A 26,974-nucleotide genomic window follows, 5' to 3' on the forward strand; every position below is an offset into this window, starting at 1 on the left:
TTTTTTCCACATTCTGTTTTACACCTGCCGTTTTTCGGACGAAACACCTACTTTCTCTGACAAAGTCGTTTCTTCATTTTCTAAAGAATGACCGACTGAACAATTTCCCTATTTTCGAAACTATGTCCCAAGAGGCTGAGCACAAACCTTCATGTTGCAACGTCGTCTCGTAAGAAATGTTTTCCCCTTTATATCCATTATAGTCTTCCACACTATCCACCTCTATAAGGAAAGCTGTGTTATTATCGTTGCTATGGCGAGTCATATCGGCAAGTTTTCTTGTCTTCGCGTCAAGACTAACTTTTTCTGAAAGTACTTCAATAAGTTCAGCTTCCGTTATCTCTCCATACACACCATCAGTACAAACAAGAAACAAATCACCTCTTTTCACATCCCTTATTATGTTAACTGTTGCTTGGTCATATTCCTCGTTGTCACCCAAAACCCTTATACATCTCGTAATAGTATGCCGTTTAGCATGTATCTTAGCATCTTCCTCTGATAATTTCTTTTCTTTAATTAAAGACCTAACTACCGAATGGTCTTCTGTTACGAATACGATTCCGTTTCCTGGCCTAACCTGATAAATTCGACTATCTCCTATATGCGCTACAAAAACGCCATCTTTCGATATTGCAAGAAAGGCCAACGTGGTTGCCATTTCCTTACTGGCACATCTGTTGTCATATAGCATACTGTATGCATACTGCAAGATCTGCTCAAATAAGCTTTTATTCATTAACCCACCTTGACGGAACTGTCCATCAAGCATTCGCGAGAAAGCCTCACACACAAGTCCACTCGCAATTTCCCCATTCTGTCTTCCGCCTACTCCATCACAAATCACGAAATACGGAGTTTCCTCCGATGTCGTTTCGGGATACATGCAGTCTTGCTGACTTTCTCGCCTACCCTGTTGGCTGAACCCGTATGGCATACAAATTCCGATTTCCATAATGACGCGTATGAATAATAAACAAGTATGTTGACACACATCCGACAGTTGCTACTCTGACAGGACAAGGCGGAGACCAAGGTTGCGGCAACGGATATCTGGCACATCAAAATTACGAGCCGATAAGCGACAGTTATTGGCATTGTCTAGAAAACTGCACCCTCGTAAAACCCGGTATCTGCCAACAGCTGCTCCCAATGGGTTCGTCTTAGGTACAATAGTATAACTTCCATACCAATCCTGACACCATTCCCACACATTGCCCGTCATGTCATATATTCCCAACTCATTGGCTTTTTTTGAAGCGACAGGATGCGGCTCGCTGCCATTATTGCCATTAAACCATGCCACCTCATCAATATAGCTGCTTCCGCTATATTGGGTATGGCGGCTCTTGTTTCCACCACGGGCGGCAAACTCCCACTCGGCCTCAGTCGGCAAACGGAAATTCCTCCCACTAAGGCTGTTTAACTTTTCTATGAATTTTTGGCAATCGTTCCAGGATACAGTTTCTACTGGCAATTCATCGCCTTTAAAAAATGAAGGATTATTTCCCATTACGGCTTTCCATAATGCTTGAGTCACTTCTGTTTCACCTATGTAATAAGTAGATAAAGATACTTGATGTACTGGTTTTTCATCTTTTTCAGATTTCCGTTGTTCTTTTGTCGCTCCCATTGTAAACGAGCCACCATCAACCCTTATCATATTGAACGACACTCCATTAACGGTTATAGGAATCAGACTGGCTGATGCTATTGAATGTAATGACGATGTCTGATGGCTTATTGAATTCTGTGCAATGGCAGTGGAACTTTGCGGTTGGTTTTGTGACTGCACAGGTTGTTGAGACAGAAGATATGCATCAACCAGTGTAATTGTATATGTACTGCCTTCTGTCAACCTCGAATATCCATAGTCTGCAAATGTCACCTTCAATGGGAAACTATATTTGAACTCAAGTTCAAGAAACCGTGCGGATGGTGACACAAAGATTTTCTTTACCACGCCCTTGCTTGTGACGTCACCGACATTCCCGCCTTTACATTCCACTATATCATCACGTACCATCACCTTAACCAACGCGCACGGCTTGCCGTTTAAGTCTGTACGACCACCGTCAAGCCTTGCTTCGAGGTTCATCTCGTCATGGATGAATGACTCTACGGCCAAACGTTGTGCAAAAGAAATTGATGCACAAAGGAAGAATGAAAATGCTAGTATTACATATTTCATAATTATAGGTGTATTATCAACGTAAATAATCGTAAATTAGCCGTGAATAATTCGACCGCCTTTGGCGGTGTTGTTATTCGATTCTGTAAGATAATTCTATTCGGGGCTGCTCCGCTTGCCCCTCATCTGAATTATCTTACAGAATCTCATTTTGCTTAGAACACTTTTCAGAAGGATGTAGAGTTCTACTCTATCTCATTCACGACTCTGCCAAATGAGAACAAGTTCTTTTTGACTCTCGTTGCTCCATCTATTGATACTCGGAGAGTGCAAGACGGAGACCGAGGTAGTCATCACGGCCTTCAGGTGAGTTGCTGTAACGAACAGCAGAGCGACAACCTCTCGCGTAGTTGTTCCAGCTACCACCACGGGTCACTCGTCTAGTTCCACTATCAGGCCCAGTCGGATTCGTCTGTGCATTACTTTCGTAACTACCATACCAGTCTTGACACCATTCCCATACGTTGCCACTCATGTCATATATACCCAACTCGTTAGCCTTCTTTGTCTTTACAGGATGTGGTTTGCAGTTGTTTTTTTCAATCTTATTCCAATCCCAATCACCTGATAGATATTTGTCTCCACAATTCTGCCAATACCATGCTACTTCATCAATATTATTACTTCCACTATACTGAGTGCCATTGCCTTTATTGCCACCATAAGAGGCATACTCCCATTCTGCTTCTGTTGGCAAACGGAAATATCTACCGGTAAGGTTGTTCAACTTGTCTATGAATTTTTGGCAGTCATTCCAAGATATTGTTTCTACAGGCAAATTGTCACCCTTGAAGTTTGATGGATTATTTCCCATTATAGCTGTCCATAAAGTTTGGGTCACTTCAGTCTCACCTATATAATAAGTTGATAAAGTCACTTGATGGGCAGGTTTTTCATCATCATCGGAATTACGTTGTTTTTTTGTCGCCCCCATAAAGAATGAGCCACCTTCGACCTTTATCATATTGAAGGTCACACCATTGACCGTAATGGGCAAAATATTACCATAACCATTTGAATATTGCACCGGTTGGGATTGTGACCGCTGAGGTGTGGTGGTTTGTTGATGCGGTGTCTGTTGTGCAGCACTATTCACTTGCTGCTGATTAGAGGGTTGAACACTTGCATTGGCATCTACTATAGACACTTCGTATGTCGCAGATTCCGTGAGAGTCTTATATCCATAGTCCTCGAACGTTATCTTTAAAGGATAATGATACTTAAACTCCAGCTTGATATATCTCGCAGACGGAGAGACGAAAATCTTCTTTACCGTGCCTTTAGTGATTATTGTGCCAACATTACCTCCTTCACAATTCACTATGTCATCCAACACCATAACCTTAACCAATGCACACAGTTTGCCGTTAAGGTCAGTCCGACCGCTGTCAAGTCGTGCCTCAAGGTTCATTTTGTCATGGGTGAATGACTCTACTGCCAGTTTTTGTGCAAAAGAGAAAGTTACACAAAAAATGAATTCCAATATAAGTATTATATATTTCATTTCAATTCGTTTTTCTTATCAATACGTTTTCGGGGATGCTCCGCTGAGCCCCTCATTTGAAATATCCTACAGAATCTCATTTTCCTTAGGAACACATTAATAGAAGACCATTGTTACTCGGAGAGCACGAGGCGGAGACCGAGACTGTAGTGGCTATAGTCAGGCGAGCTGCTGTCACGACGAGCAGATCGACATCGCCACGCGAAGTTGGACCATCCACCGCCACGATACCCACGATAAACACCACTCGAAGGACCAATAGGATTAGCCTTTGCATTACTTTTGTAATTACCATACCAGTCTTGACACCATTCCCATACGTTACCACTCATGTCATATATACCCAACTCGTTAGCCTTCTTGGTCTTCACTGGGTGTGTTTTATTGCCGCTATTGCCATCATACCATGCCACTTCATCTATGTTACTGCTGCCGCTATACTGAGTACCATTTCTCTTGTTACCTCCACGAGCAGCAAACTCCCACTCGGCCTCTGTAGGCAAGCGAAATATTTTTCCGGTTTGGCTGTACAACTTAAGGAGAAAGTCTTGACAGTCATTCCAAGATACAGATTCTACGGGCAAGTTATCACCTCTGTAATTTGATGGATTACTACCCATTACGGTTTTCCATAACGCCTGAGTTACTTCCGTCTCACCAATGTAATATGTCGAAAGCGTTACCTGATGCGTTGGATTTTCATCACGGTCTGGGTTCTCCTGTTCTTGGGTAGCTCCCATTGTGAATGTGCCGCCATCGACCTTTATCATATTAAACGTAACACCATTTACAGTGATTGGAACTACAGAACCAGATGCAGAACTGTTGTTAACAGAGGATAATGAGCTTGATGTGCTATCGCTCCTTCTCAAACTTCCATTGATGGAAGCCTGCTGATTCTCCTGTATTGTCACGCTGCCGGCATAGTCCGCATATCCCGCCTTGCTGATCTTTATGCTATGCTTGCCTACTGCAATGTTGCTGAACACATTCGGAGTCTTGCCAAGAAGGCGGTTATCCATATAAATGTCGGCATCCACAGGCTCATAGTCAACCATAAGAGAACCGAATATTTGTTGGAGGGCAGGAAGAGTGACAGTCTCTGTCTGTTGCTTTGCCAAAGCCACAGTGGTGGAGGCGGAGCAATAGCCATCCTTGCGGGCTTCAACAAGGTATATTCCTGGAGTCAACTCACCATTCCAGTTATCGATGCCTTTATAGTCCTCATTGATGTATATCTGAGAGCCAGAGGTCGATGTCTTAACCGTTAAAGAAGCCTTAGTAGATTTCAGTTTGATATTTTGCTGCTGCCGTGCGCCAGTCATGTTGACGAATCCCGTCTGGGAAAGATAGCCATCCGCTTCGACTTTATATGTGTGGTTGCCATTTTCCAAATATACCTTCAGAGAGCCGTCGCTGTTGACATCCCTCGGTTCACCATTATCGATAGACACACGCGATGAGGCGGGAGTGACATTCATTACGAGGAAGTTCCCCTGCGATAGTTGGGGAGCAGGAGGAGTACCCGTAAGCACTGTAAGCCTATATACATTTCCACTCTCCACCCGTTCTATGCCATAGTCTGCAAAGGTTACTGTGAGAGGCAGAAAACTATCGTGACGAATGGTGATCTGGCGGCTGCCGTTGGTGATATACACCAGGTATTCACCAGTATTGTACTTGGGACTGCCAATGGTGTTGCCGTCGAACACCACGCCTTGTAGAGCTATTCCCACACGTATCACTGCACAAGGTCTGCCATTGAGGTCTGTGCGCGGCTCGGTGCGGGCGACAAGGTCGTTGGGTATATACTCAAAAGACTCTGTAGTCAGTTTTTGTGCGTGAGATAGTGTCGCACAAAGATAAAAAATCAAAGTAAGTAATATCTGTTTCATATCCAATTTATTCTCTTAAAAATGGCGAAAACATCTCTTTTTTGTGCTAATCCATGGATAGAACGAGACGGAATCCGAGGTTGCAGCCACTGCTGTCAGGGCTATTGTTGTCACGTTCCGAAGTGCGACAACTCCTTAAACTGTATCCCCAGCTACCTCCACGGTTAACGCGGTAAGCCCCACTCGAAGATACTGTAGTATTTGTCTGATGATTGCTGCCATAACTGCCATACCAGTCTTGACACCACTCCCAGACATTGCCGCTCATATCATATATACCCAACTCGTTTGCCTTTTTTTGCTTTACTGGATGAGTCTTCATTCCGCTGTTACCATGATACCAAGCTACCTCACCTATGTTACTACTGCCACTGTACTGAGTGCCTTTACTCTTGTTGCCTCCACGGGCGGCAAACTCCCACTCTGCCTCTGTCGGCAAACGGAATCTTTTACCTGTCATGTTGTTCAGTTTGTCTACGAATTTCTGACAATCGTCCCATGATACAGTTTCTACTGGCAAGTTGTCGCCTTTGAAATTTGATGGATTATTTCCCATTACAGCTTTCCACAATGCCTGAGTCACTTCTGTCTCACCTATATAATAAGATATCAAAGGCACATGTTGAACAGGCTTTTCATCTGGGTCAGGATACTGCTGCTCAGATGTCGCTCCCATATTAAATATACCTCCATCAACCCTTATCATGTTAAACTTTACATCATTAACGGTTATCGGAATCAGACCGGCTGATGCTGTTGATTGTAATGACGGTGTCTCTTGGCTTATGGAATTCTGCGCAATGGAAGTGGAACTTTGAGGTTGGTTTTGTGGCTGTACAGGTTGTAGAGACAGAAGATATGCATCAACCAGTGTAATTGTATATGTACTGCCTTCTGTCAACCTCGAATATCCATAGTCTGCAAATGTCACCTTCAATGGGAAACTATATTTGAACTCAAGTTCAAGGTACCGTGCGGAAGGGGATACAAAGATTTTCTTTACAACACCCCTGCTAATGATATCACCTACATTTCCTCCCTTGCATTCCACTATGTCATCACGCACCATCACCTTAACCAACGCACATTGCTTGCCGTTCAAGTCAGTCCTACCACCGTCAAGACGTGCCTCAAGGTTCATTTCGTCATGGATAAATGACTTTACTTTCAGTTCCTGTGCAAAGGAGAAAGCCGCAAATAGGAGCATAAATAATATAGAAAGTATCTGTTTCATATATTTGTATTATTCTTTTTCAACACAATTATTCGTCAATTTGCCGTGAATGAATCGACCGCCTCCGGCGGTGTTGTTATTCGATTCTTTCAGATAATTCTATTCGTGGCTGCTCCGCTAAGCCCCTCATCTGAATTATCCTACAGAATTTCATTTTGCTTAGAACACTATTCAGAAGACTGTTGTTACTCGGAGAGTACGAGGCGGAGACCGAGGTTGTTGCTACGGCTGTCAGGCGAGTCGTTGCCACGATTCGCAGAGCGACAGCACCTCGCGCCGTAGTTCCAGCCACCGCCACGGCACACACGGTAAGTACCACTCGAAGGACCTGTAGGATTAGTCTGAGCATTGCTGCTATATTTACCGTACCAGTCTTGACACCATTCCCATACGTTGCCACTCATGTCGTATATACCCAACTCGTTTGCTTTTTTTGATTTAACGGGATGAGTTTTGCATTTGTTTTTTAATATCTTTTTCACATTCCAATCACCTTCTATATATTTGTCGCCACTATTCTGCCAATACCATGCAACTTCATCTATATTACTGCTACCGCTATACTGTGTATGGCGGCTCTTGTTTCCACCACGGGCAGCAAATTCCCATTCCGCCTCTGTAGGCAAGCGGAATCTTTTGCCGGTTAGATTGTTTAGTTTGCGGACAAAGTCTTGGCAATCATTCCAAGACACCTGTTCTACTGGCAAGTTGTAGCCCTTAAAAAATGAAGGATTATTTCCCATTACGGCTTTCCACAACGACTGAGTTACTTCCGTCTCACCAATGTAATATGTTGACAAAGACACCGAATGCTTAGGCTTTTCGTTTCCCCATGGTTCCTTCATTTCTATGGTCGCCCCCATTGTGAATGTGCCGCCTTCTACCTTTATCATATTAAACGTAACACCATTTACAGTGATTGGAACTACAGAACCAGATGCAGAACTGTTGTTAACAGAGGATAATGAGCTTGATGCGCTATTGCTCCTTCTCAAACTTCCATTGATGGAAGCCTGCTGATTCTCCTGTATTGTCACGCTGCCGGCATAGTCCGCATATCCCGCCTTGCTGATCTTTATGCTGTGCTTGCCTACTGCAATGTTGCTGAACACATTCGGAGTCTTGCCAAGAAGGCGGTTGTCCATATAAATGTCGGCATCAACCGGCTCATAGTCAACCATAAGAGAACCGAATATTTGTTGGAGGGCAGGAAGTGTTACTGTCTCAGTCTGCTGCTTTCCCAAAGTAACTGTGGTGGAAGCGGGGCGATAACCTTCCTTGCGAGCTTCAACCAAGTATGTGCCTGGAGTCAACTCACCATTCCAGCTGTCGGTGCCTTTATAATCCTCGTTGATGTATATCTGACATCCGAATGTAGAAGCATTAATTGTAAGTGACGCTTTTAAAGACTGGAGTGTGACAGGAAGGGATATACGCTCACCTTTCATCTCTATCGAACCTGAAACAGGACTATATGCGTTGCCAGCATCAATGATATATCGGTGTTGCCCATTTGTTAAGTATTTCTTCAGAGAACCATCGCCATTGAGCGGCTCATGGACATTGTCTATTATCACCGATGCATTAACTGGATTCACTGTCATTAAGAGAAAGTTTCCCTGCGCCTGATGGGGTTGCAGACCTGGTGTAGAATCAATCAAAGCTACCTCATAAGTTTCCATACTTTGAAGGTTGATTGAACCATAGTCGGAAAATACTATCTTCACGGGGAAATGGTTCTGGAAATACAGAGTGACATACTTGGCTGTAGGAGAGATGTATATCCTTTTAACCATACCTTCGTCAACGATGCTTCCAACATTTCCTCCCTCACATTTCGTTACCTTGTCTGCCACCATCACCTTAAGCAAGGCACATGGCTTGTCGTTTAGGTCCCTTGGAAGATTGTCATCTATCTGTGCGTCACGGTTCATAACATCGTGTTTGAACGATGCCTTGTCTATGGTCAGTCGCTGCGCCAACAAAGGCAGAAAAACAAAAGCATAGAACAGTAAAACCAATGTCCTTTTCATATTGAATGCTATCTATTACAAGTTAATACATATATGAAGAATACATGAAAAATCAATTGTTCATTGAGTAAGCCAAACGAAGTCCTAAATTATATCCTTTAGATAATGAAGCGAAAGCTAAGCGATTAGATATACGACTGTACCTTGTTGAATTGTTGCATCCGCCACCTCGATTGACACGATAACCATGTTCTGAACCTTTCGGATCAATTTGGTCATTGCTGCTATACTTTCCATATTTATCGGAACACCATTCCCAAACATTACCGGTCATATCATATATCCCCAATTCATTAGCTTGTTTTGTTTTAACGGGATGAGTCTTTCTGCCGCTATTGCCATCATACCATGCCACTTCATTAATGTTGTCACTTCCACTATATTGGGTATGGCGGCTCTTAGTGCCACCACGGGCTGCAAACTCCCACTCGGCTTCTGTTGGGAAACGAAAATGTTTACCCGTAAGTTCATTCAACTTGTTTATGAATTCTTGGCATTTCTTCCATGAAACATATTCCACTGGTAAATTGTCTCCTTTGTGACATGAAGGATTCTTGCCAACAACAGCATTCCATAATTCTTGCGTCACTTCAGTCTCTCCAATATAATATGAAGACAGCGTCACCTTATGAGTAGGTTTCTCATACGACCAAGGATTAGTCATCTCTGGCGTAGCACCCATGGTAAAAGTACCGCCATCAACCTTTATCATGTTGAAGGAAACACCATTTGCTGTTATTTTTTCTATTGTTGGATATGAAGAATTGTATTGCTCCTGTTGTTGGACAGTTGATGACTGTTGTTGTAAAGAAGTCGCCTGATGTTGCGCTACAGGCTGTTGCACCGTCATATTAGCATCCACCAACGTTATCGTATAAGTACAGCCTTCAGACAAAGTCGCATATCCATAGTCCGCAAATGTCACCTTCAAGGGAAAGTTGTACTTAAACTCAAGTTCAAGGTATCGTGCGGATGGTGACACAAAGATCATCTTTACGACACCCTTGCTTACAATATCTCCAACATTACCTCCCTTACATTCTAATATATCATCACGCACCATTACCTTCACCAATGCACATTGCTTACCGTTAAGGTCAGTCCGACCTCCGTCAAGACGTGCCTCAAGGTTCATTTCGTCATGAGTAAATGACTTTACTTTCAGTTCCTGTGTAAAGGAGAAGGTTGCACATAGAAGTAATGTAAATGTAAGTATTATCTGTTTCATATATATGTATTTTTCTTTTTCAACGCAAATATTCGTCAATTAGCCGTAAATAATTCAACCGCCTTCGGCGGTGTTGTTATTCGATTCTTTCAGATAATTCTATTCGGGGCTGCTCCGCTTAGCCCCTCATCTGAATTATCTTACAGAATCTCATATTAGCTTAGAACACTTTTCAGAAGACTGTTGTTACTCGGAGAGTACGAGGCGGAGACCGAGGTAGTAGTTACGGTCGCCAGGCGAGTAGCGTTCACGACGCGCAGAGCGACAGCCCCCCGCGCCGTAGCTCCAGCTACCGCCACGGCACACACGGCTAGTACCACTTGAAGGACCTGTAGGATTAGTCTGAGCATTGCTGCTATATTTACCGTACCTGTCTTGACACCATTCCCATACGTTGCCACTCATGTCGTATATCCCCAACTCGTTTGCATTCTTAGTTTTAACGGGATGAGTCTTACTGCCAACATACCATGCAACTTCATCTATATTACTGCTACCGCTATACTGTGTATGGCGGCTCTTGTTTCCACCACGGGCAGCAAACTCCCACTCTGCCTCTGTAGGCAAGCGGAATCTTTTGCCGGTTAGATTGTTTAGCTTGCGGACAAAGTCTTGGCAATCATTCCAAGACACCTGTTCTATTGGCAAATTGTCACCCTTAAAATATGATGGATTACTTCCCATCACGGCTTTCCACAATGCCTGAGTCACTTCCGACTCACCAATGTAATATGTTGACAAAGACACCGAATGCTTAGGCTTTTCGTCTCTCCATGGTCCCTTCATTTCTATGGTCGCCCCCATGGTGAATGTACCGCCATCGACCTTTATCATATTAAACGTAACACCATTTACAGTGATTGGAACTACAGAACCAGATGCAGAACTGTTGTTAACAGAGGATAATGAACTTGATGTGCTATCGCTCCTTCTCAAACTTCCATTGATGGAAGCCTGCTGATTCTCCTGTATTGTCACGCTGCCAGCATAGTCCTCATATCCCGACTTGCTTATCTTTACGCTGTGTTTGCCTGCAGTAATGTTGCTGAAAACATTCGGAGTCTTGCCAAGAAGGCGGTTGTCCATATAAATGTCGGCATCAACCGGCTCATAGTCAACCATAAGAGAACCGAATATTTGTTGGAGGGCAGGAATTGTTACTGTCTCAGTCTGCTGCTTTCCCAAAGTAACTGTGGTGGAAGCGGGGCGATAACCTTCTTTGCGAGCTTCAACCAAGTATGTGCCTGGAGTCAACTCACCATTCCAGCTGTCGGTGCCTTTATAGTCCTCGTCAATATATATCTTCGACCCGGATGTAGTTGTCTTCACCGTAAGATTGGCTTTGGTGGATTGAAGGGCGACGTTAAGTTGCTGGCGTGAGCCAGACATACTTACACTGCCAGTCTTAGCTAAATAACCATCCGCCTCTATCCGATAATTGTGACTTCCATTGCTTAGGTACACTTTCAGAGTTCCATCAGCATTTACTGCTCTCGGCTCACCATTGTCGATAGACACACGCGACGAGGCGGGAGTGACATTCATTACGAGGAAGTTCCCCTGCGATAGTTGGGGAGCAGGAGGAGTACCCGTAAGCACTGTAAGCCTATATACATTTCCACTCTCCACCCGTTCTATGCCATAGTCTGCAAAGGTTACTGTGAGAGGCAGAAAACTATCGTGACGAATGGTGAGCTGGCGGCTGCCGTTGGTGATATACACCAGGTATTCACCAGTGTTGTACTTGGGACTGCCAATGGTGTTGCCGTCGAACACCACGCCTTGTTGAGCTATTCCCACACGTATCACTGCACAAGGTCTGCCATTGAGGTCTGTGCGCGGCTCGGTGCGGGCGACAAGGTCGTTGGGTATGTATTCAAAAGTCTTCACCTTCATCTCTTGTGCGGCAAGCTGAAACACAAAAGTTGTGAAGAGAAATACCAATATTATTGTCTTTCTAAACATAAACAAGATTCGTTTTTTAACAATATCTATCTCACGAAGTCTTCGATCTTGGTTCCTGAGTCATCGTAAAGCGTGCCACTCATAAGCACACCCTTTTCGCAAAATCCCTCAACAAAGCAACCAGAGTAAGCCTCAAAAGTGCATCCTACTATCGAGTGACTTCTCTTAAATCGCATAGTACCCGTTCCATGAGGCTTTCCGTTGAGGGTCTGTCCTGTCCATACGGCATATCCGAGATCAATAGTGCCTTTAGCAGGATTGTTCTGTTTCTGTGAAACGGTGATTGTAGGTTCCGGTCGGGGGGTGGGTTCTGGTTTGGGTTCTGGTTTGGGCGGATTGATTTTGACAGTATCTTTCTTAATCAAAACAGGGTCTGCCTTATGCTGTACAGTGTCCTTCTTCATGCTATCTGCGGTGGCAGTGGTAGTGTCAGTTTTTGGTGAAAGAGTCTTGAAATATATTTTGGAGATACCAAAAACACAAGCCCCTACAAGAAGAATACCGACAACTATAGATGCCACTGTTTTAACGGGAAAAGGTTTGCTTACAACAACAGATTCTGTCTCTGTTCCACCATTATCAGACAGCGAGGTAAGGAAAATGGACGAGGACTGAGGCCTGTCAGAAGGTGATGAATTCATTGCATGAACTATAGCCTCTGAGGTACGTTCTGAGATATTGTCAGGCATCATGCGATAGATTCTTGCCTTCGTCAAGGAAGCTGCTTCATCAGGAGTTTTTCCTGCAAGCATGAAGAGCAGCGTGGCAGCAAGAGAATATACGTCAGCAGTCTTGTCAGGAATTATAGAAGCGTCCTTTAGTTCTGCTGGAGAATAGCCAGAACTATATCCACCTACCTTATTTTTGCTCTTTGGAAAATGAGCCTGCCCGAAATCTATCAAAACGGGGGAGACCTGACCGTTTTCACGATAAACCATAATGTTGTTTGGCTTTATGTCCAGATGCAATATCTTATTGTCATGGAGATAGCCAACGGCGTAAGCCAAGGATGTGATGATATCTATGGCATCAGCCTCAGACAACGTGCCGCCTTTGTTCTTGACATACTGTTCGAGCGAGGTCTCTCCGAGGTATTTCATGACATAATAGACAGTGTTGTTCTGCTGGAACACCTCGTTTACAGGCACTATGTTCTTATGCTGCAAGCCGTGGAGCACATTTGCCTCATCGAGGAAGTTAGTCTTGGCATCAGCAAACAGTTCTTGTGCCGACGGCGAGGAAACTATGACATTAAGGTTGCTGTCGCGAGTGCAAGACTTAGAGGGGAAAAACTCCTTGATGGTGTAGTAAGCCTGAATGGGAATATTGCCATCCATCACTTCCGCCTTGACGAGATAGGTAATGCCAAAGCCACCGCTATGCAGTGGCTTTACAATAGTATAGGTTTTCATACCATTGAGTACGAAACCTTGAGGTAATGCGTTATTCATTGTTTGTCAATATGTTAATGTCAGTTTTGTCTTTCCAAGCATAATCTTTGCCCCAGGAAATATCACAAACGATGCAGGTGGAGCGGTGTATTCCCTACCATTCACTATGACTGGATTCTTTGGCTTTTCGAGCAATGTGAAGAGATATTCATAACCACCTTGACTCTCCGTCACCGTTATGGAGATGGAACGGCGGCTGATTGTGGCGTCTCCGTCTATCATTATCGCGGAAGACTTGGAGTTGTCCTTCCTTCCAATGGTGTTTTCACCAAGAGAAAGAGCATGGAAAATGGGACTACGGAAAAAGCCACGTTCCTGCGAGAGGTGTGCCATAGAACGGGAACTGTCTGTTTTCCCCTTATACACGACATCCGTCACTACAGGAAGTGGTTCTTCCTTTTTTGTACTATTCTCATTTTGGGAAGAAGGATTGCCCATGGAAATCACTTTCTCCTCTATCTTCACTCCAAAGTCTTTCCCGCATCCGGGGTTTTGGCATTTCAGGCGTACTATCCCAGCCTTCTCGGGCATGGAAAACTTGTTGGTAAAGCCGCAATGACAACAGTTTGCGGTAAGAATTGGACGTTGTTTCTTTTCTTCCATGATAACTTATTCTGCAAATCGAATCAACTTTTACTCCCACGACATCAACACCGTATCATGGAGAGTTGATGATGTAACAAGTTGCGGATGCTGTCTTTTGTCGCTATGCAGCTGGACATCCTTGTACAAATATGAAAACAGCTCTTTCACCGTAACCTGCTTGTCGCCATTGACGTCGCTTTTGCCCCGGAGGCCTTTCAAGAGCGAGCGTGTAAAGATGCCTGCCCCTACCAAGGGAATCTCTATGGACAACTCGTCATCTCGTGAAGAGAGGAACAGTATATATCGCGGATTTGCTTTGATTATCTTTTTCCAAGAGTCGTCGGAGATTTTTTTTGAGTGGAGGCTTGACGAGGCGGTGCCTGAGAAGCAAGCATCTACATAACATACGATGTCTGCCGCCTTGCATTTGTCGAGTTCCGCAAACAACTCCGAGTATGTAAGCATAGACGACTGGTTTTCGCTATAGGTACAAAGTGTGTTGGGCATTCCATGTCCGCTATAGAAGAAAACGATATGGTCTGCAGGTTTTGCCACTTTTGCAATCTTCTGGATTGTTTCAATGACATTCTCCCTTGTAGCATATTTGCTGGTAAAGAGAGTAACGTGGGCACCTCTGTTTTTGTAGAGAAGTGAAAGATTCTTGGCATCCTTACTTGACTGTGTAAGGTCGTTTTCCGTTCCCTCATAGTTTGAAACACCGGTTATCACGACGTAAGTCTTTTGTGCGGACAGGGAGAGGCACAAGAGGGAAATGATACAAAGTGAGATAATTCTTTTCATAAAAGTTGTTTTTTATGCATGGGCTTGACAAGCACAGCACATCTGGTTATTGAAATCGTTTTCTGTCAAGAGTCTGCCACACTTGGGGCAGAGAAGCAACTTGCTGTAATGGGAATTGAAACGCTTAAGACCCTTTTTATTGGCTGCTGTCTTGTTGACAATGACCGTTAGTAGGGTTGTTATTATCACGGTAAAGGAGACACTGTAAGGTTTCATTTCCGACGGCAGGAGGAAAGTTAGCAAAAGACCAATGAGTGCCGATATTATGGAAGGCAAATATCTCAGATTAGCTTTCTTCCGCTCCTTCTCATCCAAATCCGCCTTCTCCCTCAATGCTTGTGAGTGAATATCCATGACATGGCGGAACTCACGTCGATAGTCTGATGGATCATCTTCAATGACATGGTGTGCGAGAAAAGTGAACCCCATCTTTGTCTGGTCGCCAAGAACAATACGTGTGAACTCTTGTATTGCAACCTTTTTAATTTTTACCAACTCCCCGTTGTCATCAACGATATAGGTTCCATTGACAGAATCAAGGTCCTCAAGAATCCAGCGACCATCGTCAGAAACGGTAAGTAGGGCATGTTCCCTACTAACTCTTGTTTTCGAATCGGCTATGGGGAATGGCTGTGTGCCACCCCTTCCTAAAACAAATTTCTTCATTCCTGTTGTTTTGTGGTTTTTGTAATCAGTGTCTTATAATCTTTAAGTATCTGCTTTGGCATCTGCAATGTCAGACAGTCGTGTTCGCCATCAGTGAGTTGCAGTCGATGTTTAAGGAGATTGATGTTATACAAATATCTCTGATTAATGACAACACTCCTCCCGAGGCGCACAAATGGGCATACTGAGGAAGAAGGATATGAGTCTGAGATGATTTTCTCTACTTTTGTGATTCCAATAGAAAGAACCACTTGCATACCTGTAATATACACTATCTTGGTGTAATTTCCATCTGCAAGAATATATGCTATGTTATCTACCAATAGCATGATAAGTTCATCTCTGTTGTTTATGCATATCTTTTTCATACATATATGTATTTTTTGCTCTTAAACTATGAAACTAAATGTGCAATAAAAATGCGCTTGGAACATAAGCTGTAATGATGGTGCCTACGCCCTCGATGATAATGCCTACACGTTGCTGACCTTGATACCGTGCCACCCTTCCCATAACACCCTTGAATTTTCCATCTTTAACTCTAACCATTTCTCCGGAGGTGAACTTCTCTATTCTATGCACTGAGCAAATCACTTCCTCAGACTCTGAATCACAGATAATCTTAAGACCCTCTATCTGGTAATCTGGTACGATGAGGGGCTCTTTTATAAGTTGTGATCCTTCGTGAATATGACGATAATAAAAACGGAGGTGAGGGAGGTTTACGTTGTCGTAAACAAAAGACTTAATCTCTTCTTCTGTTCCGCGTGCAAAGAAAATATTTGGAAGACGAGATTCTTCTACGGTCTTTCGCTTGCCGTCAACTTCCTTGACGGTCTTGACCGTCGGATAGTATGCCTCTACATTCTTTCCAACCAAATAGTCGTATGCCTTCTTTTCGCGTCCATAGGTGACACGTAGAGCATACCAATGAGGAACATTCTTCGGTTTGCACTTGATGGTTTTGATGATACTACCCGGCAGGGCATTTCTGGTGGACACCCCTGTTTGTGAGTTCTCTGCCAAAAATGGCTCTTGAACTTCGGGGAGGGCATCGGGGGTAAGCCCGGTGCAGGGAGGGATTTCACCGCCTCCATGGGTGTTATCATCTATCGATGCGTTATCAGCGATTTTCATATCGGTGACCTTACTTTGTTCTAGACAGAACTTAGTTTTTTATGTGACAGTTAATAGACATGCCTTTGTTAATATGACGTATTGTTCCGCCGCAAACTGTATTCACGTCTTTTATGTCGAGTGCAAATTTAACTAAATTCCTCGAAAAACAAAAGAAAAGTAAAAGAAATGTTTGACAAACGCGATGGTTTTAACGTTTTTTAATCGGGATGAAATAAAGTAGAAACTGTTCAGTCTTTTTATTGTTTAAAAGTGTAATTATACACATTTAGGGAAGTATGGGCACTTCTATGGTCATTAGGGCTACAGCAACATAAGTACCCGAACAAATGCAGGTGGGCGGCAAAAAGCAAAAATGTGAGATAGTGTCCCACTTGGGAATCTGGGCGAAGCGGACTATATTTCAATAGTATCTCACATCGACCTGTCCCCCGTACTTATTACCCTATTACCCTCTCTTTAAGAAATCTCCTAAGCATGAATGTCGTGAAATAGGGCAAGGTGATGATGCTGCCGTTAAAGCCGATATTAGCTACGCACAACTTTATTCCAAACCTGATGTCGGAATATTTATTGTCGGGTTTCACCAACTTGTTTAGCGAAGGGGAAACGGAGTTGTTTGCCTTGACCTCAACGGGAATGAGTGAGTCGGCATTCCTTACGAAGAAATCCATTTCTATCGAAAGCTTATCCTGACGATAGAAATACAGGTCATATCCCTGTTTCACAAGCATATCACCCACAATATTCTCATACAGTGCACCTTTGTATGTTCCGAGGTTATTGTTGGAGCGAAGGTCATCTTGCGCCTCTCTGTCGAGCGATGCTATCAGCAGTCCTGTGTCTTTGTAATACAATTTATACTGCTTGGGGTCGTAGTTGCCTTTCAGCGGCAGTTCAAGATTTTCCAGACCGTAGCATACGTTGACTATACCCGCATTCTGTAGCCATTCCACTGCACCGATATATTCTCTGTTTCTTGCTCCATTAGCGATTTTTGTCACCTGAAATTTCTTGTTCTCCTTTGCCAGGAATGTCGAAATATGCCGATATACTGCAAGCACTTTCGCCTTTTCCAATCCTACGGCATATTTTGTGATGTCCTCCTCGTAGTCTCTCAGCAGTTGTTGCTGAATGTCAAGAATCCCTGAGAATGTTCCTTGGGTGATATACTTGTTTACGACTTCCGGCATACCTCCTATTACCATATATTCCCTGAACAACCGTAACATGGCATCGAGAATGCTTTGTGGGAAAGGACGCAGTTCAGCCACAAAGCTGTATAGATATTCTATTTGCGTCTTGTCATAGCCTTTAGCCCACAGGAATTCCTCGAAGTCCATTGAATGCATCTCTAAATCCTCTTTATATCCCACACTGTTGGACGCTATCTTGTTGTAATTAATTCCCATAAGCGATCCTGAGCAGATTACATCATATCTGCCGTCTATCTTGAATGCCTTCAAGCTCGTGGCGCAGTCGGGATAGTCCTGCATTTCATCGAAGAAGATAAGCGTGTGGTGTGGTATCAGTTTCACTGTAGGTTCAATGAAACTAATATTTCGCAGTATGTCGTCCACCTCATAGCCATTGTCGAATATTGTATGGAACTTCCTTTGCAGTGCGAAGTTGATTTCCACGACACTCTTGTAGTTGTTTTTGCCGAACATACGGATGGATTCTGTTTTCCCCACCTGTCGAGCTCCTTTCACAATGAGAGGTTTCCTGTCTTCCTTCCTTTTCCATTCAAGGAGTATGTTTTCAATCTTTCTTTTCAGCATGATTCATTCCTCAATTTAAAGCCATTACTTTTGCATTTTCACAAAATCCGCTGCAAATATAGCAACAAAATCACATTTTTCCAAGAAAAATACATATAAAAATCACATTTTACTCAAATATTCACCCCTTAAATTCACATTTTACCCATATTTTCACCCCCCCTGACCTCAACTGAAAAAGGTTGTCACTTTTTGGATAATTAAACATAATGGTGAATACCGCTGCCAATCAGATAGTATTTCCCATAATAGTATTATTTTGCAAAAAAATGCACTTTTCCTTTACCAATTCAAAAATTATGATTAATTTTGCAGCATTGCATCAAGGTACGCGACGTGATTGCATATCGTTTAATTAAATAAAAATACAGAAATGAGAAAATTGATAGTCGTGATGGCATGGATGGCCATTGCGTGCATGAATGCACAGAATGTGCGTGAAACAATCAGACTCGATGACGGGTGGAAGTTTGCCTTTGGCAATGCTGCCGACCCCAAGAAAGATTTTGGCTGCGGCACAGAGTATTTTAACTATCTTACGAAGGCCAACTCAATACACAACGAGGGACCGTATGTTGCCAACTTCAATGATTCGACATGGCAAGAGGTTAAGGTGCCACACGACTGGGTGACCATCCTACCCTACGCTGATGTGGCAAGCCACTCGCATGGCTACAAGACCGTTGGCTATAAATATCCTGAAACAAGTGTGGGATGGTACAGGAAGACAATAAATATCCCAGCCGGTGACCTTGGCAAGCATATTGCCCTGAAGTTCGACGGCATCTTCCGCAATGCCCGCGTTTGGTTCAATGGCTTTTACATGGGCACCGAGCCCAGCGGCTATGCCACGCAAGTGTATGACGTGACGGAATATGTAAACTACGGCGGCGACAACCTGATTTGCGTCCGTGCCGATGCCACACTCGAAGAAGGCTGGTTTTATGAGGGAGCTGGTATCTATCGCGATGCATGGCTGCTGAAATCAGCAGCCGTAAGCGTGGCGCCTTTTGGGACATTCGTCTATGCCGATCTGAAACAGCCCTACGACAAGGCTACCATACATGTGGAGACGGAGGTGAACAATCACTCTCTGACCACTCAACAGTGTGAAGTGAGCCATCGACTGCTAGATGCTGACGGGCGGGAAGTAGCCAAGTCGGAACCCTCGACGGTAACGCTTAAGGCGAAGCAAACCCTTAACACTCAACTCTTAACTCTCAACTTGAGCGCCCCCCATCTGTGGAGCCCCGCCGACCCCTATTTATATAAGGTAGAAACAACGGTGAAGGTAGATGGATGCGTGACCGACGTGTATGAAACCACTACGGGCATACGCGATGTAGAGTTTGATGCCGACCGCGGATTCTTGCTGAACGGACAGCCACTGAAACTGAAGGGCGTGAACATGCATCAGGACCATGCCGGTGTGGGAGCCGCTATCCCCGATGCCCTGCAGGCATGGCGTATCAAACAGCTGAAGAAGATGGGATGCAACGCCTACCGTGCCTCGCATAACCCGATGACGCCTACGTTGCTGGATATTTGCGACCGTGAGGGAATACTCGTAATAGACGAGAACCGACTGACAGGCATCAACGAGGAGCATCTGCGACTACTGGAGCGAATGATCAAGCGCGACCGTAATCATCCGAGCGTCATCCTCTGGAGCAATGGCAACGAGGAATGGGGCATGGAGAACACCATTCAGGGAACTCGCATCGCAGCTGCCATGCGCGAATATACCCATCTACTTGACCCCACGCGTCATTCCACCATTGCAAATGCAGGTGGCAGGGAGATGGTTAAGGGTCTCGATGTGGTAGGATTCAACTATATCGTACAGAACGATGTGGACAACCAAAAAAAGAATAATCCCACATGGAAGATTGTAGGCACGGAAGAGACCACCGGCTGCGGCACGCGAGGATGGTATTTCAAAGATGAGAAATATCCCGGCAGGATGGTGAGCCTAAATCGCACGATGGAACAGAATTACGAAAACATCATTGAACGCGGATGGAAATTCTATGACGAGCGCCCCTGGGCTGCAGGACTGTTCTACTGGACAGGCTTCGACTATCGGGGTGAGCCCAACCCACTCAGTTATCCCGCTCATGACTCAGAGTTCGGAATTCTGGACTACTGCGGATTCCCCAAGGACGAAGCTTACTATCTGAAGTCATGGTGGACCGACGAGCCCGTGCTACATATCTTCCCCCACTGGAACCTACAGGGCCATGAGGGCGAGGAAGTGGAAGTGTGGGCTTATAGCAATTGCGACGAAGTGGAACTGACGGTGAACGGCAAAAAACTTGGCCGCCAACCGATGCCCCGAAACGGACACTTGAAATGGAAGGCAGTCTATCAGCCTGGCCGTGTGGAAGCAATAGGCTATAAGAACGGCAAGCGCATACTGACTAAAACTATTGAGACAACCAAGGCCGCCACAAAAGTGGTACTGAAAGCAGATCGCCAGCAGATAGCTGCCGACGGTCAGGATATGGCAATAGTAAACATCGAATTACACGACCAGAAAGGCCGTTTCGTTCCTAATGCCTGCCCTGTACTGACCTTCTGTCTTGAAGGCGACGCCAGTATCATAGGCTGTGGCAATGGCGACCCATCATACTTAGGCAGTGACCATCCCGACAAGCAGCCTTGCCATACATTCAGCATTCCCGCCTTCAACGGGCGGGCCCAAGTACTGATACAAAGTGGAAAACTTCCTTCGACAGTAACGCTGAAATGTACTGCTGACGGACTGAAGTACGGACTTCTGACTATCACTACAAAATGAACTTCTTGCTTCAAAAAAGTATTTAAGTATATCTTCGTTTGATGTGAACCGCGAAAGTGTTTTGTCTAACTTTCGCGGTTCACATCATTACCCATAATAGTATTTTTTGCTAAAAAATGCACTTTTCTTTTACCAATTCGAAAATTATGATTAATTTTGCAGCAATAAATAACAGTTTAAAACTGTCATAATAATGAAGAAACAACTTATTACTACTTTGATGGCTCTCTTTACAATGGGAGCTGGGGCGCAAAATATGTTGCCATATCAGAACCCCAACCTGTCAGCCGAAGAGCGTGCTGACGACCTTATTGGCCGACTGACAATTGAAGAGAAGACAGCGCTGATGATGGACCAATCGCCGGCTATAGAACGACTGGGCATCCCATCTTTCCAATGGTGGAACGAAGCACTACATGGAGTGGGACGAAACGGATATACCACTGTGTTCCCAATTACAATGGGTATGGCTGCTTCTTGGGACGATGCCCTACTCTATCGTTGTTTTGATGCTGTAAGCGACGAAGCTCGAATAAAAAATGCGCAGGCAAAGAGCAAAAACGAAATGAACCGCTATCAAGGTCTGTCGTTCTGGACTCCCAACATAAATATCTTCCGCGACCCAAGATGGGGACGCGGACAGGAGACATACGGCGAAGACCCATTCCTGACATCACGCATGGGAGTGGCTGTTGTCAACGGACTACAAGGGAAGGGAAACAGCATTAACAGCAAATACATGAAATTGCTCGCATGTGCAAAGCATTATGCCGTTCATTCAGGACCTGAATGGAACAGACACTCATTCAATATAGAAGACTTGCCCGAACGCGACCTTTGGGAGACGTATATGCCTGCATTCAAGGCTCTCGTAGAGAAAGCGAACGTGGCTGAGGTGATGTGCGCATATCAAAGAATTGACGGCGACCCATGCTGCGGCAACAAGAGATACCTACAGAGAATACTGAGGGATGAATGGGGGTATCAAGGACTCGTGGTGAGCGATTGCGGTGCAATCAGGGATTTCCATCAGAAAGGGTGTCATGAAGTGTCGGCAACACCGTCGATAGCTGCAGGAACAGCCATTATAGCAGGCACTGACGTGGAATGTGGTTCGGTATATAAGAATATCCCAAAAGCCTTGAAAAATGGTGAACTGTCTATGGATGCCATAAACAAATCACTTAAGCGACTGCTCACGGCAAGAATAAGACTGGGCGACCTTGACAATGACAACCTAGTGGAATGGACCAAAATACCACATGACCGTCTATGCTCAAAGCAGCATAACGCTCTCGCCTACGAAATGGCTCAGAAGAGTATTGTATTGCTGCAAAACAGCAATAACATATTACCGTTAAAGAAGAATGGTGGGAAGATTGTTGTGATGGGACCTAATGCCAACGATAGTGTGATGCAATGGGGAAACTATAGCGGTTATCCGCTTCATACAGTAACAATCCTCGAAGGAATCGAGAAAAAACGGAGGGGACAAGGTAGTGTGAAGTATGTGGATGGATGCGGACACGTGAGCAACACTGTAAGGGAAAGCCGATTTGCTAATTTAACGACTCCCGACGGCAAGGCTGGTATGGAAGCCTGTTATTGGAACAATACCAAGATGGAAGGAAAACAAGCTGCCACAGCCATTTATAAGAATGCAATAAACCTTAATAACGGAGGTAATACGGCATTTGCTGCTGGCGTAGAACTCGACAACTTCTCCGGACGATACAAAGCCCTGTTTAAGGCTCAAAGAGACGAGGAGGTGACTTTTGAACTAGAGGCGGACGACGGATATCGCATCATCATCAACGGTGACACTCTAAGGAATAGATTTGGCCAGGCGCACGGAGTGCAGAAATGGTCGAAGACATATAATGTGAAGGCTGGAGAAAAATACGACATACAGATTGACTACATACAGATATTCGGTATGGCGCACATGAAATTTGATGTGTTTACCAACAAGTCTAAATCCATCGGGGATATATTGAAAGAAATATCAGATGCTGAATATGTTGTATTTGCCGGTGGCATTTCTCCCCGACTTGAGGGCGAGGAAATGAAGGTTGATGCATACGGATTCAAAGGTGGCGACCGCACAGATATACAGTTGCCACAATGCCAGCGCGACCTCATAAAGGCTATCAGCGACGCGGGCAAGAAGGTTATCTTTGTCAACTGCTCTGGCTCTGCCATTGCTCTCGTGCCAGAGACATCCACTTGTCAAGCTATTATGCAGGCTTGGTATCCGGGTGAAAGGGGTGGCGATGCCGTGGCAGACGTGTTGTTCGGCGACTATAATCCATCGGGTAAACTGCCGGTCACCTTCTATCGCTCTGTGGATGACCTGCCTGATTTCCTTGATTATACTATGAAAAACCGCACTTACCGCTACTTCACAGGCAAACCTCTGTGGAATTTTGGTTATGGACTTAGTTATACATCTTTCTCATTTGGCAAACCTTCATACAAAAACGGTAAGATTACTGTTGACGTAAGCAACACTGGTAAGTTGGATGGAGACGAGATAGTGCAGGTATATCTTCGACATACAAAAGATAATGACGGTCCGATAAAATCACTTAGAGGCTTCAAGCGTGTAAGTATAAAGGCTGGCGAGACCAAGCGCGTGGAGATAGACATGCCTAAAGAAAACTTTGAGACTTGGGACGCATCTACCAATACCATGCGAGTAATAGGTGGTGAATACGATATAATGGTTGGAAACAGTAGCATTGATGCTGATCTCAAGCATATAAAAATAGTATTATAGACAATCTTAAAGATTATATGCAATAATCAAAAAAGTCGAGTATATGAAAAAGGGAATGGCCAATGACCATTCCCTTTTATTATGTTTAGACTTAAAGCCTTATCAATGATTAGGCTTTACATCTTGCCAATAATTAGTCGGCGAGCTTAGCCTTGATGAACTCACGGTTCAGGCGGGCAATGTTGGCGATAGACTCGTTCTTCGGGCACTCTGCCTCGCAGGCACGAGTGTTGGTACAGTTACCGAATCCGAGCTCTTCCATCTTCATAACCATCGCCTTGGCGCGTTTTGCGGCCTCTGGACGGCCTTGCGGCAGCAGGGCGAGCTGTGATACCTTAGAGCTTACGAAAAGCATTGCAGAGCCGTTTTTACAAGCTGCTACGCAACATCCGCAACCGATACATGTAGCTGCATCCATAGCCTCGTCGGCATCTTCCTTAGGGATAAGGATAGCGTTGGCATCCTGTGGCTGACCTGTACGCACTGTTGTATAGCCACCAGCCTGGATAATCTTATCGAATGCAGAGCGGTCAACCATACAGTCTTTGATGACTGGGAATGCAGCTGAACGCCATGGCTCAACGGTGATGACATCGCCGTCGTTGAAGCGGCGCATGTAGAGCTGACAGGTTGTTGCGCCTGTAGCAGGTCCGTGTGGATGACCGTTGATGTAAAGTGAACACATACCGCAGATACCCTCGCGGCAGTCGTGGTCGAAGACGAAAGGCTCCTTGCCTTCCTCGATAAGTTCCTCGTTGAGGATGTCGAGCATCTCAAGGAACGAGGTATCGTCTGGAATATCCTTCATCTCGCGGGTATCGAAATGACCTTCGGCCTTAGGGCCGTTCTGACGCCAGAACTTAAGTGTGAATGATATATTTCTTGCCATAATAAATTATGTTCTTTCTTTAATGTGTTATTAATTCTTGTAGTTACGTGTCTGAACCTTGATAGCTTCGTACTCAAGTGGCTCTTTTGTGAGCTCAGGAGCCTTGTCGTCGCTGCCCTGATACTCCCAGCAACCTACATAGAAGAAGTTCTCGTCGTCGCGCTTTGCCTCACCTTCCTCAGTCTGATACTCTTCGCGGAAGTGACCACCGCAAGACTCGTTGCGAGAGAGAGCGTCGTAAGCCACAAGCTCGCCCATAAGGATGAAGTCGCGGAGGTGGATAGCCTTGTCGAGCTCGATGTTCAGACCTTCCTTTGATCCAGGAATGAAGAGGTTGGTATTGAACTCCTTACGGATCTTCTTGATGAGCTCAAGACCTTCCTTCAGGCCTTCTGCTGTACGACCCATACCTACATGCTCCCACATGATGTGGCCAAGCTCCTTGTGGATAGAATCGACAGAGCGCTTGCCCTGGATGCCCATCAGGCGGTCGATTTCCTTCTGCACGCCCTTCTCAGCCTCGTCGAACTCAGGACGGTCTGTTGGAACCTTAGGCCAGATAGCCTGGTCAGCAAGATAGTTCTGGATGGTGTAAGGAAGAACGAAGTAACCGTCAGCAAGACCCTGCATGAGGGCAGAAGCACCGAGACGGTTAGCACCATGGTCAGAGAAGTTACACTCGCCGATAGCGAAGAGACCAGTGATGGTGGTCATCAGTTCATAGTCAACCCATATACCACCCATGGTGTAGTGAACAGCCGGGAAGATCATCATTGGGTTGTAGTACTTCACACCATTGATCTCGTTTGCGAGTTCGCCTGGATTGACGTCGGTGATCTCCTCATACATGTCGAAGAGGTTGCCATAACGCTGGCGGACAACGTCGATACCGAGACGCTCGATAGACTCAGAGAAGTCGAGGAACACGGCAAGACCTGTGTTGTTTACGCCGAAGCCCTTGTCGCAACGCTCCTTGGCAGCGCGTGAAGCCACGTCACGAGGAACGAGGTTACCGAAGGCTGGATAGCGACGCTCGAGATAGTAGTCGCGGTCTTCCTCTGGAATGTCGCTACCCTTCTTTGTACCAGCCTGCAGAGCCTTAGCATCCTCAATCTTCTTTGGCACCCAGATACGGCCGTCGTTACGCAGAGACTCAGACATAAGTGTGAGCTTCGACTGCTTGTCGCCGTGAACAGGGATACATGTCGGGTGGATCTGAACGTAAGATGGGTTGGCGAACATAGCGCCCTTGCGGTAGCACTGAACGGCAGCTGTACAGTTACAACCCATAGCGTTGGTAGAAAGGAAGTAGGTGTTGCCATAACCGCCGGTAGCAATGACTACGGCATTGGCAGAGAAACGCTCGAGCTGACCTGTGACGAGGTTCTTGGCGATGATACCGCGAGCGCGGCCGTCAACGATAACCACATCCTCCATCTCGTAGCGTGTATAGAGCTTTACTCGACCGGCTTTTACCTGGCAGCTGAGTGCAGAGTAAGCACCGAGCAGCAGCTGCTGACCAGTCTGGCCCTTAGCATAGAATGTACGTGACACCTGAGCTCCACCGAACGAACGGTTGGCAAGCATACCGCCGTACTCGCGGGCGAAAGGCACGCCCTGGGCAACACACTGGTCGATGATGTCGTTAGACACCTCTGCCAGACGATAAACGTTAGCCTCACGGGCACGATAGTCGCCACCCTTTACTGTATCGTAGAACAGGCGATAAACAGAGTCGCCGTCGTTCTGATAGTTCTTGGCAGCATTGATACCTCCCTGTGCGGCAATAGAGTGAGCGCGACGTGGAGAGTCTTGGATACAGAAGTTATATACGGTGAAACCCATCTCGCCAAGGCTGGCAGCAGCACTGGCGCCGGCAAGACCTGTACCAACAACGATAACGTCGAGCTTGAGCTTGTTCTTTGGGTTCACCAGGCGCTGGTGAGCTTTATAGTTGGTCCATTTCTCAGCCACTGGGCCTTCAGGAATTCTTGAATCTAATATCTTAGCCATAATTGTCTTTAAAATAAACTAT

At 45.2% G+C, this 26,974-nt stretch carries 19 protein-coding genes; 2 read left to right on the forward strand and 17 right to left on the reverse strand.

Going from position 1 to position 26,974, the window contains the following annotated elements; genetic code table 11:
• Nucleotides 1–73: 73 nt before the first annotated feature.
• The 15 genes from CIK99_RS11580 to CIK99_RS11650 all read right to left on the reverse strand — a co-directional run bounded on the left by CIK99_RS11580 (nucleotide 74) and on the right by CIK99_RS11650 (nucleotide 18,471).
• Complete coding sequence (locus CIK99_RS11580) at nucleotides 74–955, reverse strand: PP2C family serine/threonine-protein phosphatase (RefSeq protein WP_094381659.1); 882 nt, start codon at nucleotides 953–955, stop codon at nucleotides 74–76.
• A gap of 51 nt (nucleotides 956–1,006) precedes the next feature.
• Nucleotides 1,007–2,191 carry a formylglycine-generating enzyme family protein gene (locus CIK99_RS11585; protein WP_254047793.1) on the reverse strand — a complete coding sequence of 395 codons (1,185 nt, stop codon included), beginning with the start codon at nucleotides 2,189–2,191 and terminating at the stop codon, nucleotides 1,007–1,009.
• Nucleotides 2,192–2,441: 250 nt separating this feature from the next.
• Complete coding sequence (locus tag CIK99_RS11590) at nucleotides 2,442–3,695, reverse strand: formylglycine-generating enzyme family protein (protein ID WP_254047794.1); 1,254 nt, start codon at nucleotides 3,693–3,695, stop codon at nucleotides 2,442–2,444.
• Nucleotides 3,696–3,808: 113 nt separating this feature from the next.
• Nucleotides 3,809–5,590: an SUMF1/EgtB/PvdO family nonheme iron enzyme gene (locus tag CIK99_RS11595; RefSeq protein ID WP_094381660.1), complete on the reverse strand. Its 1,782-nt coding sequence runs from the start codon at nucleotides 5,588–5,590 to the stop codon at nucleotides 3,809–3,811.
• A gap of 46 nt (nucleotides 5,591–5,636) precedes the next feature.
• Nucleotides 5,637–6,824 (reverse strand): formylglycine-generating enzyme family protein, encoded by a 1,188-nt coding sequence (locus CIK99_RS11600; RefSeq protein WP_254047795.1) that lies wholly within the window; start codon nucleotides 6,822–6,824, stop codon nucleotides 5,637–5,639.
• 185 nt (nucleotides 6,825–7,009) lie between these two features.
• Nucleotides 7,010–8,857 (reverse strand): SUMF1/EgtB/PvdO family nonheme iron enzyme, encoded by a 1,848-nt coding sequence (locus CIK99_RS11605; protein WP_094381661.1) that lies wholly within the window; start codon nucleotides 8,855–8,857, stop codon nucleotides 7,010–7,012.
• Nucleotides 8,858–8,909: 52 nt separating this feature from the next.
• A complete protein-coding gene (locus CIK99_RS11610) occupies nucleotides 8,910–10,085 on the reverse strand; it encodes a formylglycine-generating enzyme family protein (RefSeq protein ID WP_254047796.1) in 1,176 nt (391 codons plus the stop codon).
• Nucleotides 10,086–10,271: 186 nt separating this feature from the next.
• Nucleotides 10,272–12,050: an SUMF1/EgtB/PvdO family nonheme iron enzyme gene (locus CIK99_RS11615; RefSeq protein WP_094381662.1), complete on the reverse strand. Its 1,779-nt coding sequence runs from the start codon at nucleotides 12,048–12,050 to the stop codon at nucleotides 10,272–10,274.
• Nucleotides 12,051–12,076: 26 nt separating this feature from the next.
• A complete protein-coding gene (locus CIK99_RS11620) occupies nucleotides 12,077–13,501 on the reverse strand; it encodes a serine/threonine-protein kinase (protein WP_094381663.1) in 1,425 nt (474 codons plus the stop codon).
• Between the two features lie 6 nt (nucleotides 13,502–13,507).
• Complete coding sequence (locus CIK99_RS11625; protein ID WP_094381664.1) at nucleotides 13,508–14,104, reverse strand: hypothetical protein; 597 nt, start codon at nucleotides 14,102–14,104, stop codon at nucleotides 13,508–13,510.
• Nucleotides 14,105–14,134: 30 nt separating this feature from the next.
• On the reverse strand, nucleotides 14,135–14,887 hold the full coding sequence (locus CIK99_RS11630; RefSeq protein WP_094381665.1) for a caspase family protein: 753 nt from the start codon (nucleotides 14,885–14,887) through the stop codon (nucleotides 14,135–14,137).
• Nucleotides 14,888–14,899: 12 nt separating this feature from the next.
• Nucleotides 14,900–15,553, reverse strand: coding sequence for an FHA domain-containing protein (locus tag CIK99_RS11635; RefSeq protein WP_094381666.1), 654 nt, complete (start codon nucleotides 15,551–15,553; stop codon nucleotides 14,900–14,902).
• Nucleotides 15,550–15,921, reverse strand: a complete 372-nt coding sequence (locus tag CIK99_RS11640) for a hypothetical protein (protein WP_094381667.1) — start codon at nucleotides 15,919–15,921, stop codon at nucleotides 15,550–15,552. Before CIK99_RS11640 ends, CIK99_RS11635 begins: the two co-directional genes overlap by 4 nt.
• Before the next feature lie 34 nt (nucleotides 15,922–15,955).
• Nucleotides 15,956–16,690, reverse strand: a complete 735-nt coding sequence (locus tag CIK99_RS11645) for a UpxY family transcription antiterminator (RefSeq protein ID WP_094381668.1) — start codon at nucleotides 16,688–16,690, stop codon at nucleotides 15,956–15,958.
• 440 nt (nucleotides 16,691–17,130) lie between these two features.
• Entirely contained in the window at nucleotides 17,131–18,471 is a 1,341-nt protein-coding gene (locus CIK99_RS11650) for an ATP-binding protein (protein WP_216822808.1), read from the reverse strand.
• A gap of 373 nt (nucleotides 18,472–18,844) precedes the next feature.
• Here CIK99_RS11650 and galA point away from each other — a divergent pair, with 373 nt between their 5' ends.
• On the forward strand, nucleotides 18,845–21,271 hold the full coding sequence (galA, locus tag CIK99_RS11655) for a beta-galactosidase GalA (RefSeq protein ID WP_094381670.1): 2,427 nt from the start codon (nucleotides 18,845–18,847) through the stop codon (nucleotides 21,269–21,271).
• Between the two features lie 193 nt (nucleotides 21,272–21,464).
• Nucleotides 21,465–24,050: a xylan 1,4-beta-xylosidase gene (gene xyl3A / locus CIK99_RS11660; protein WP_094381671.1), complete on the forward strand. Its 2,586-nt coding sequence runs from the start codon at nucleotides 21,465–21,467 to the stop codon at nucleotides 24,048–24,050.
• A gap of 133 nt (nucleotides 24,051–24,183) precedes the next feature.
• Here xyl3A and CIK99_RS11665 read toward each other — a convergent pair whose 3' ends face one another.
• Nucleotides 24,184–24,939 (reverse strand): succinate dehydrogenase/fumarate reductase iron-sulfur subunit, encoded by a 756-nt coding sequence (locus CIK99_RS11665; protein WP_094381672.1) that lies wholly within the window; start codon nucleotides 24,937–24,939, stop codon nucleotides 24,184–24,186.
• 30 nt (nucleotides 24,940–24,969) lie between these two features.
• Complete coding sequence (locus CIK99_RS11670) at nucleotides 24,970–26,952, reverse strand: fumarate reductase/succinate dehydrogenase flavoprotein subunit (RefSeq protein ID WP_094381673.1); 1,983 nt, start codon at nucleotides 26,950–26,952, stop codon at nucleotides 24,970–24,972.
• Nucleotides 26,953–26,974 lie beyond the last annotated feature (22 nt).

This window comes from Prevotella sp. P5-92 (assembly GCF_002251245.1).
Lineage (GTDB): Bacteria > Bacteroidota > Bacteroidia > Bacteroidales > Bacteroidaceae > Prevotella.

Coding starts and splice junctions, on each gene's coding strand:
- CIK99_RS11580 (WP_094381659.1), bottom strand. CDS start 955: ATGGAAATCGGAATTTGTATGCCATACGGGTTCAGCCAACAGGGTAGG.
- CIK99_RS11585 (WP_254047793.1), bottom strand. CDS start 2,191: ATGAAATATGTAATACTAGCATTTTCATTCTTCCTTTGTGCATCAATT.
- CIK99_RS11590 (WP_254047794.1), bottom strand. CDS start 3,695: ATGAAATATATAATACTTATATTGGAATTCATTTTTTGTGTAACTTTC.
- CIK99_RS11595 (WP_094381660.1), bottom strand. CDS start 5,590: ATGAAACAGATATTACTTACTTTGATTTTTTATCTTTGTGCGACACTA.
- CIK99_RS11600 (WP_254047795.1), bottom strand. CDS start 6,824: ATGAAACAGATACTTTCTATATTATTTATGCTCCTATTTGCGGCTTTC.
- CIK99_RS11605 (WP_094381661.1), bottom strand. CDS start 8,857: ATGAAAAGGACATTGGTTTTACTGTTCTATGCTTTTGTTTTTCTGCCT.
- CIK99_RS11610 (WP_254047796.1), bottom strand. CDS start 10,085: ATGAAACAGATAATACTTACATTTACATTACTTCTATGTGCAACCTTC.
- CIK99_RS11615 (WP_094381662.1), bottom strand. CDS start 12,050: ATGTTTAGAAAGACAATAATATTGGTATTTCTCTTCACAACTTTTGTG.
- CIK99_RS11620 (WP_094381663.1), bottom strand. CDS start 13,501: ATGAATAACGCATTACCTCAAGGTTTCGTACTCAATGGTATGAAAACC.
- CIK99_RS11625 (WP_094381664.1), bottom strand. CDS start 14,104: ATGGAAGAAAAGAAACAACGTCCAATTCTTACCGCAAACTGTTGTCAT.
- CIK99_RS11630 (WP_094381665.1), bottom strand. CDS start 14,887: ATGAAAAGAATTATCTCACTTTGTATCATTTCCCTCTTGTGCCTCTCC.
- CIK99_RS11635 (WP_094381666.1), bottom strand. CDS start 15,553: ATGAAGAAATTTGTTTTAGGAAGGGGTGGCACACAGCCATTCCCCATA.
- CIK99_RS11640 (WP_094381667.1), bottom strand. CDS start 15,921: ATGAAAAAGATATGCATAAACAACAGAGATGAACTTATCATGCTATTG.
- CIK99_RS11645 (WP_094381668.1), bottom strand. CDS start 16,690: ATGAAAATCGCTGATAACGCATCGATAGATGATAACACCCATGGAGGC.
- CIK99_RS11650 (WP_216822808.1), bottom strand. CDS start 18,471: ATGCTGAAAAGAAAGATTGAAAACATACTCCTTGAATGGAAAAGGAAG.
- galA (WP_094381670.1), top strand. CDS start 18,845: ATGAGAAAATTGATAGTCGTGATGGCATGGATGGCCATTGCGTGCATG.
- xyl3A (WP_094381671.1), top strand. CDS start 21,465: ATGAAGAAACAACTTATTACTACTTTGATGGCTCTCTTTACAATGGGA.
- CIK99_RS11665 (WP_094381672.1), bottom strand. CDS start 24,939: ATGGCAAGAAATATATCATTCACACTTAAGTTCTGGCGTCAGAACGGC.
- CIK99_RS11670 (WP_094381673.1), bottom strand. CDS start 26,952: ATGGCTAAGATATTAGATTCAAGAATTCCTGAAGGCCCAGTGGCTGAG.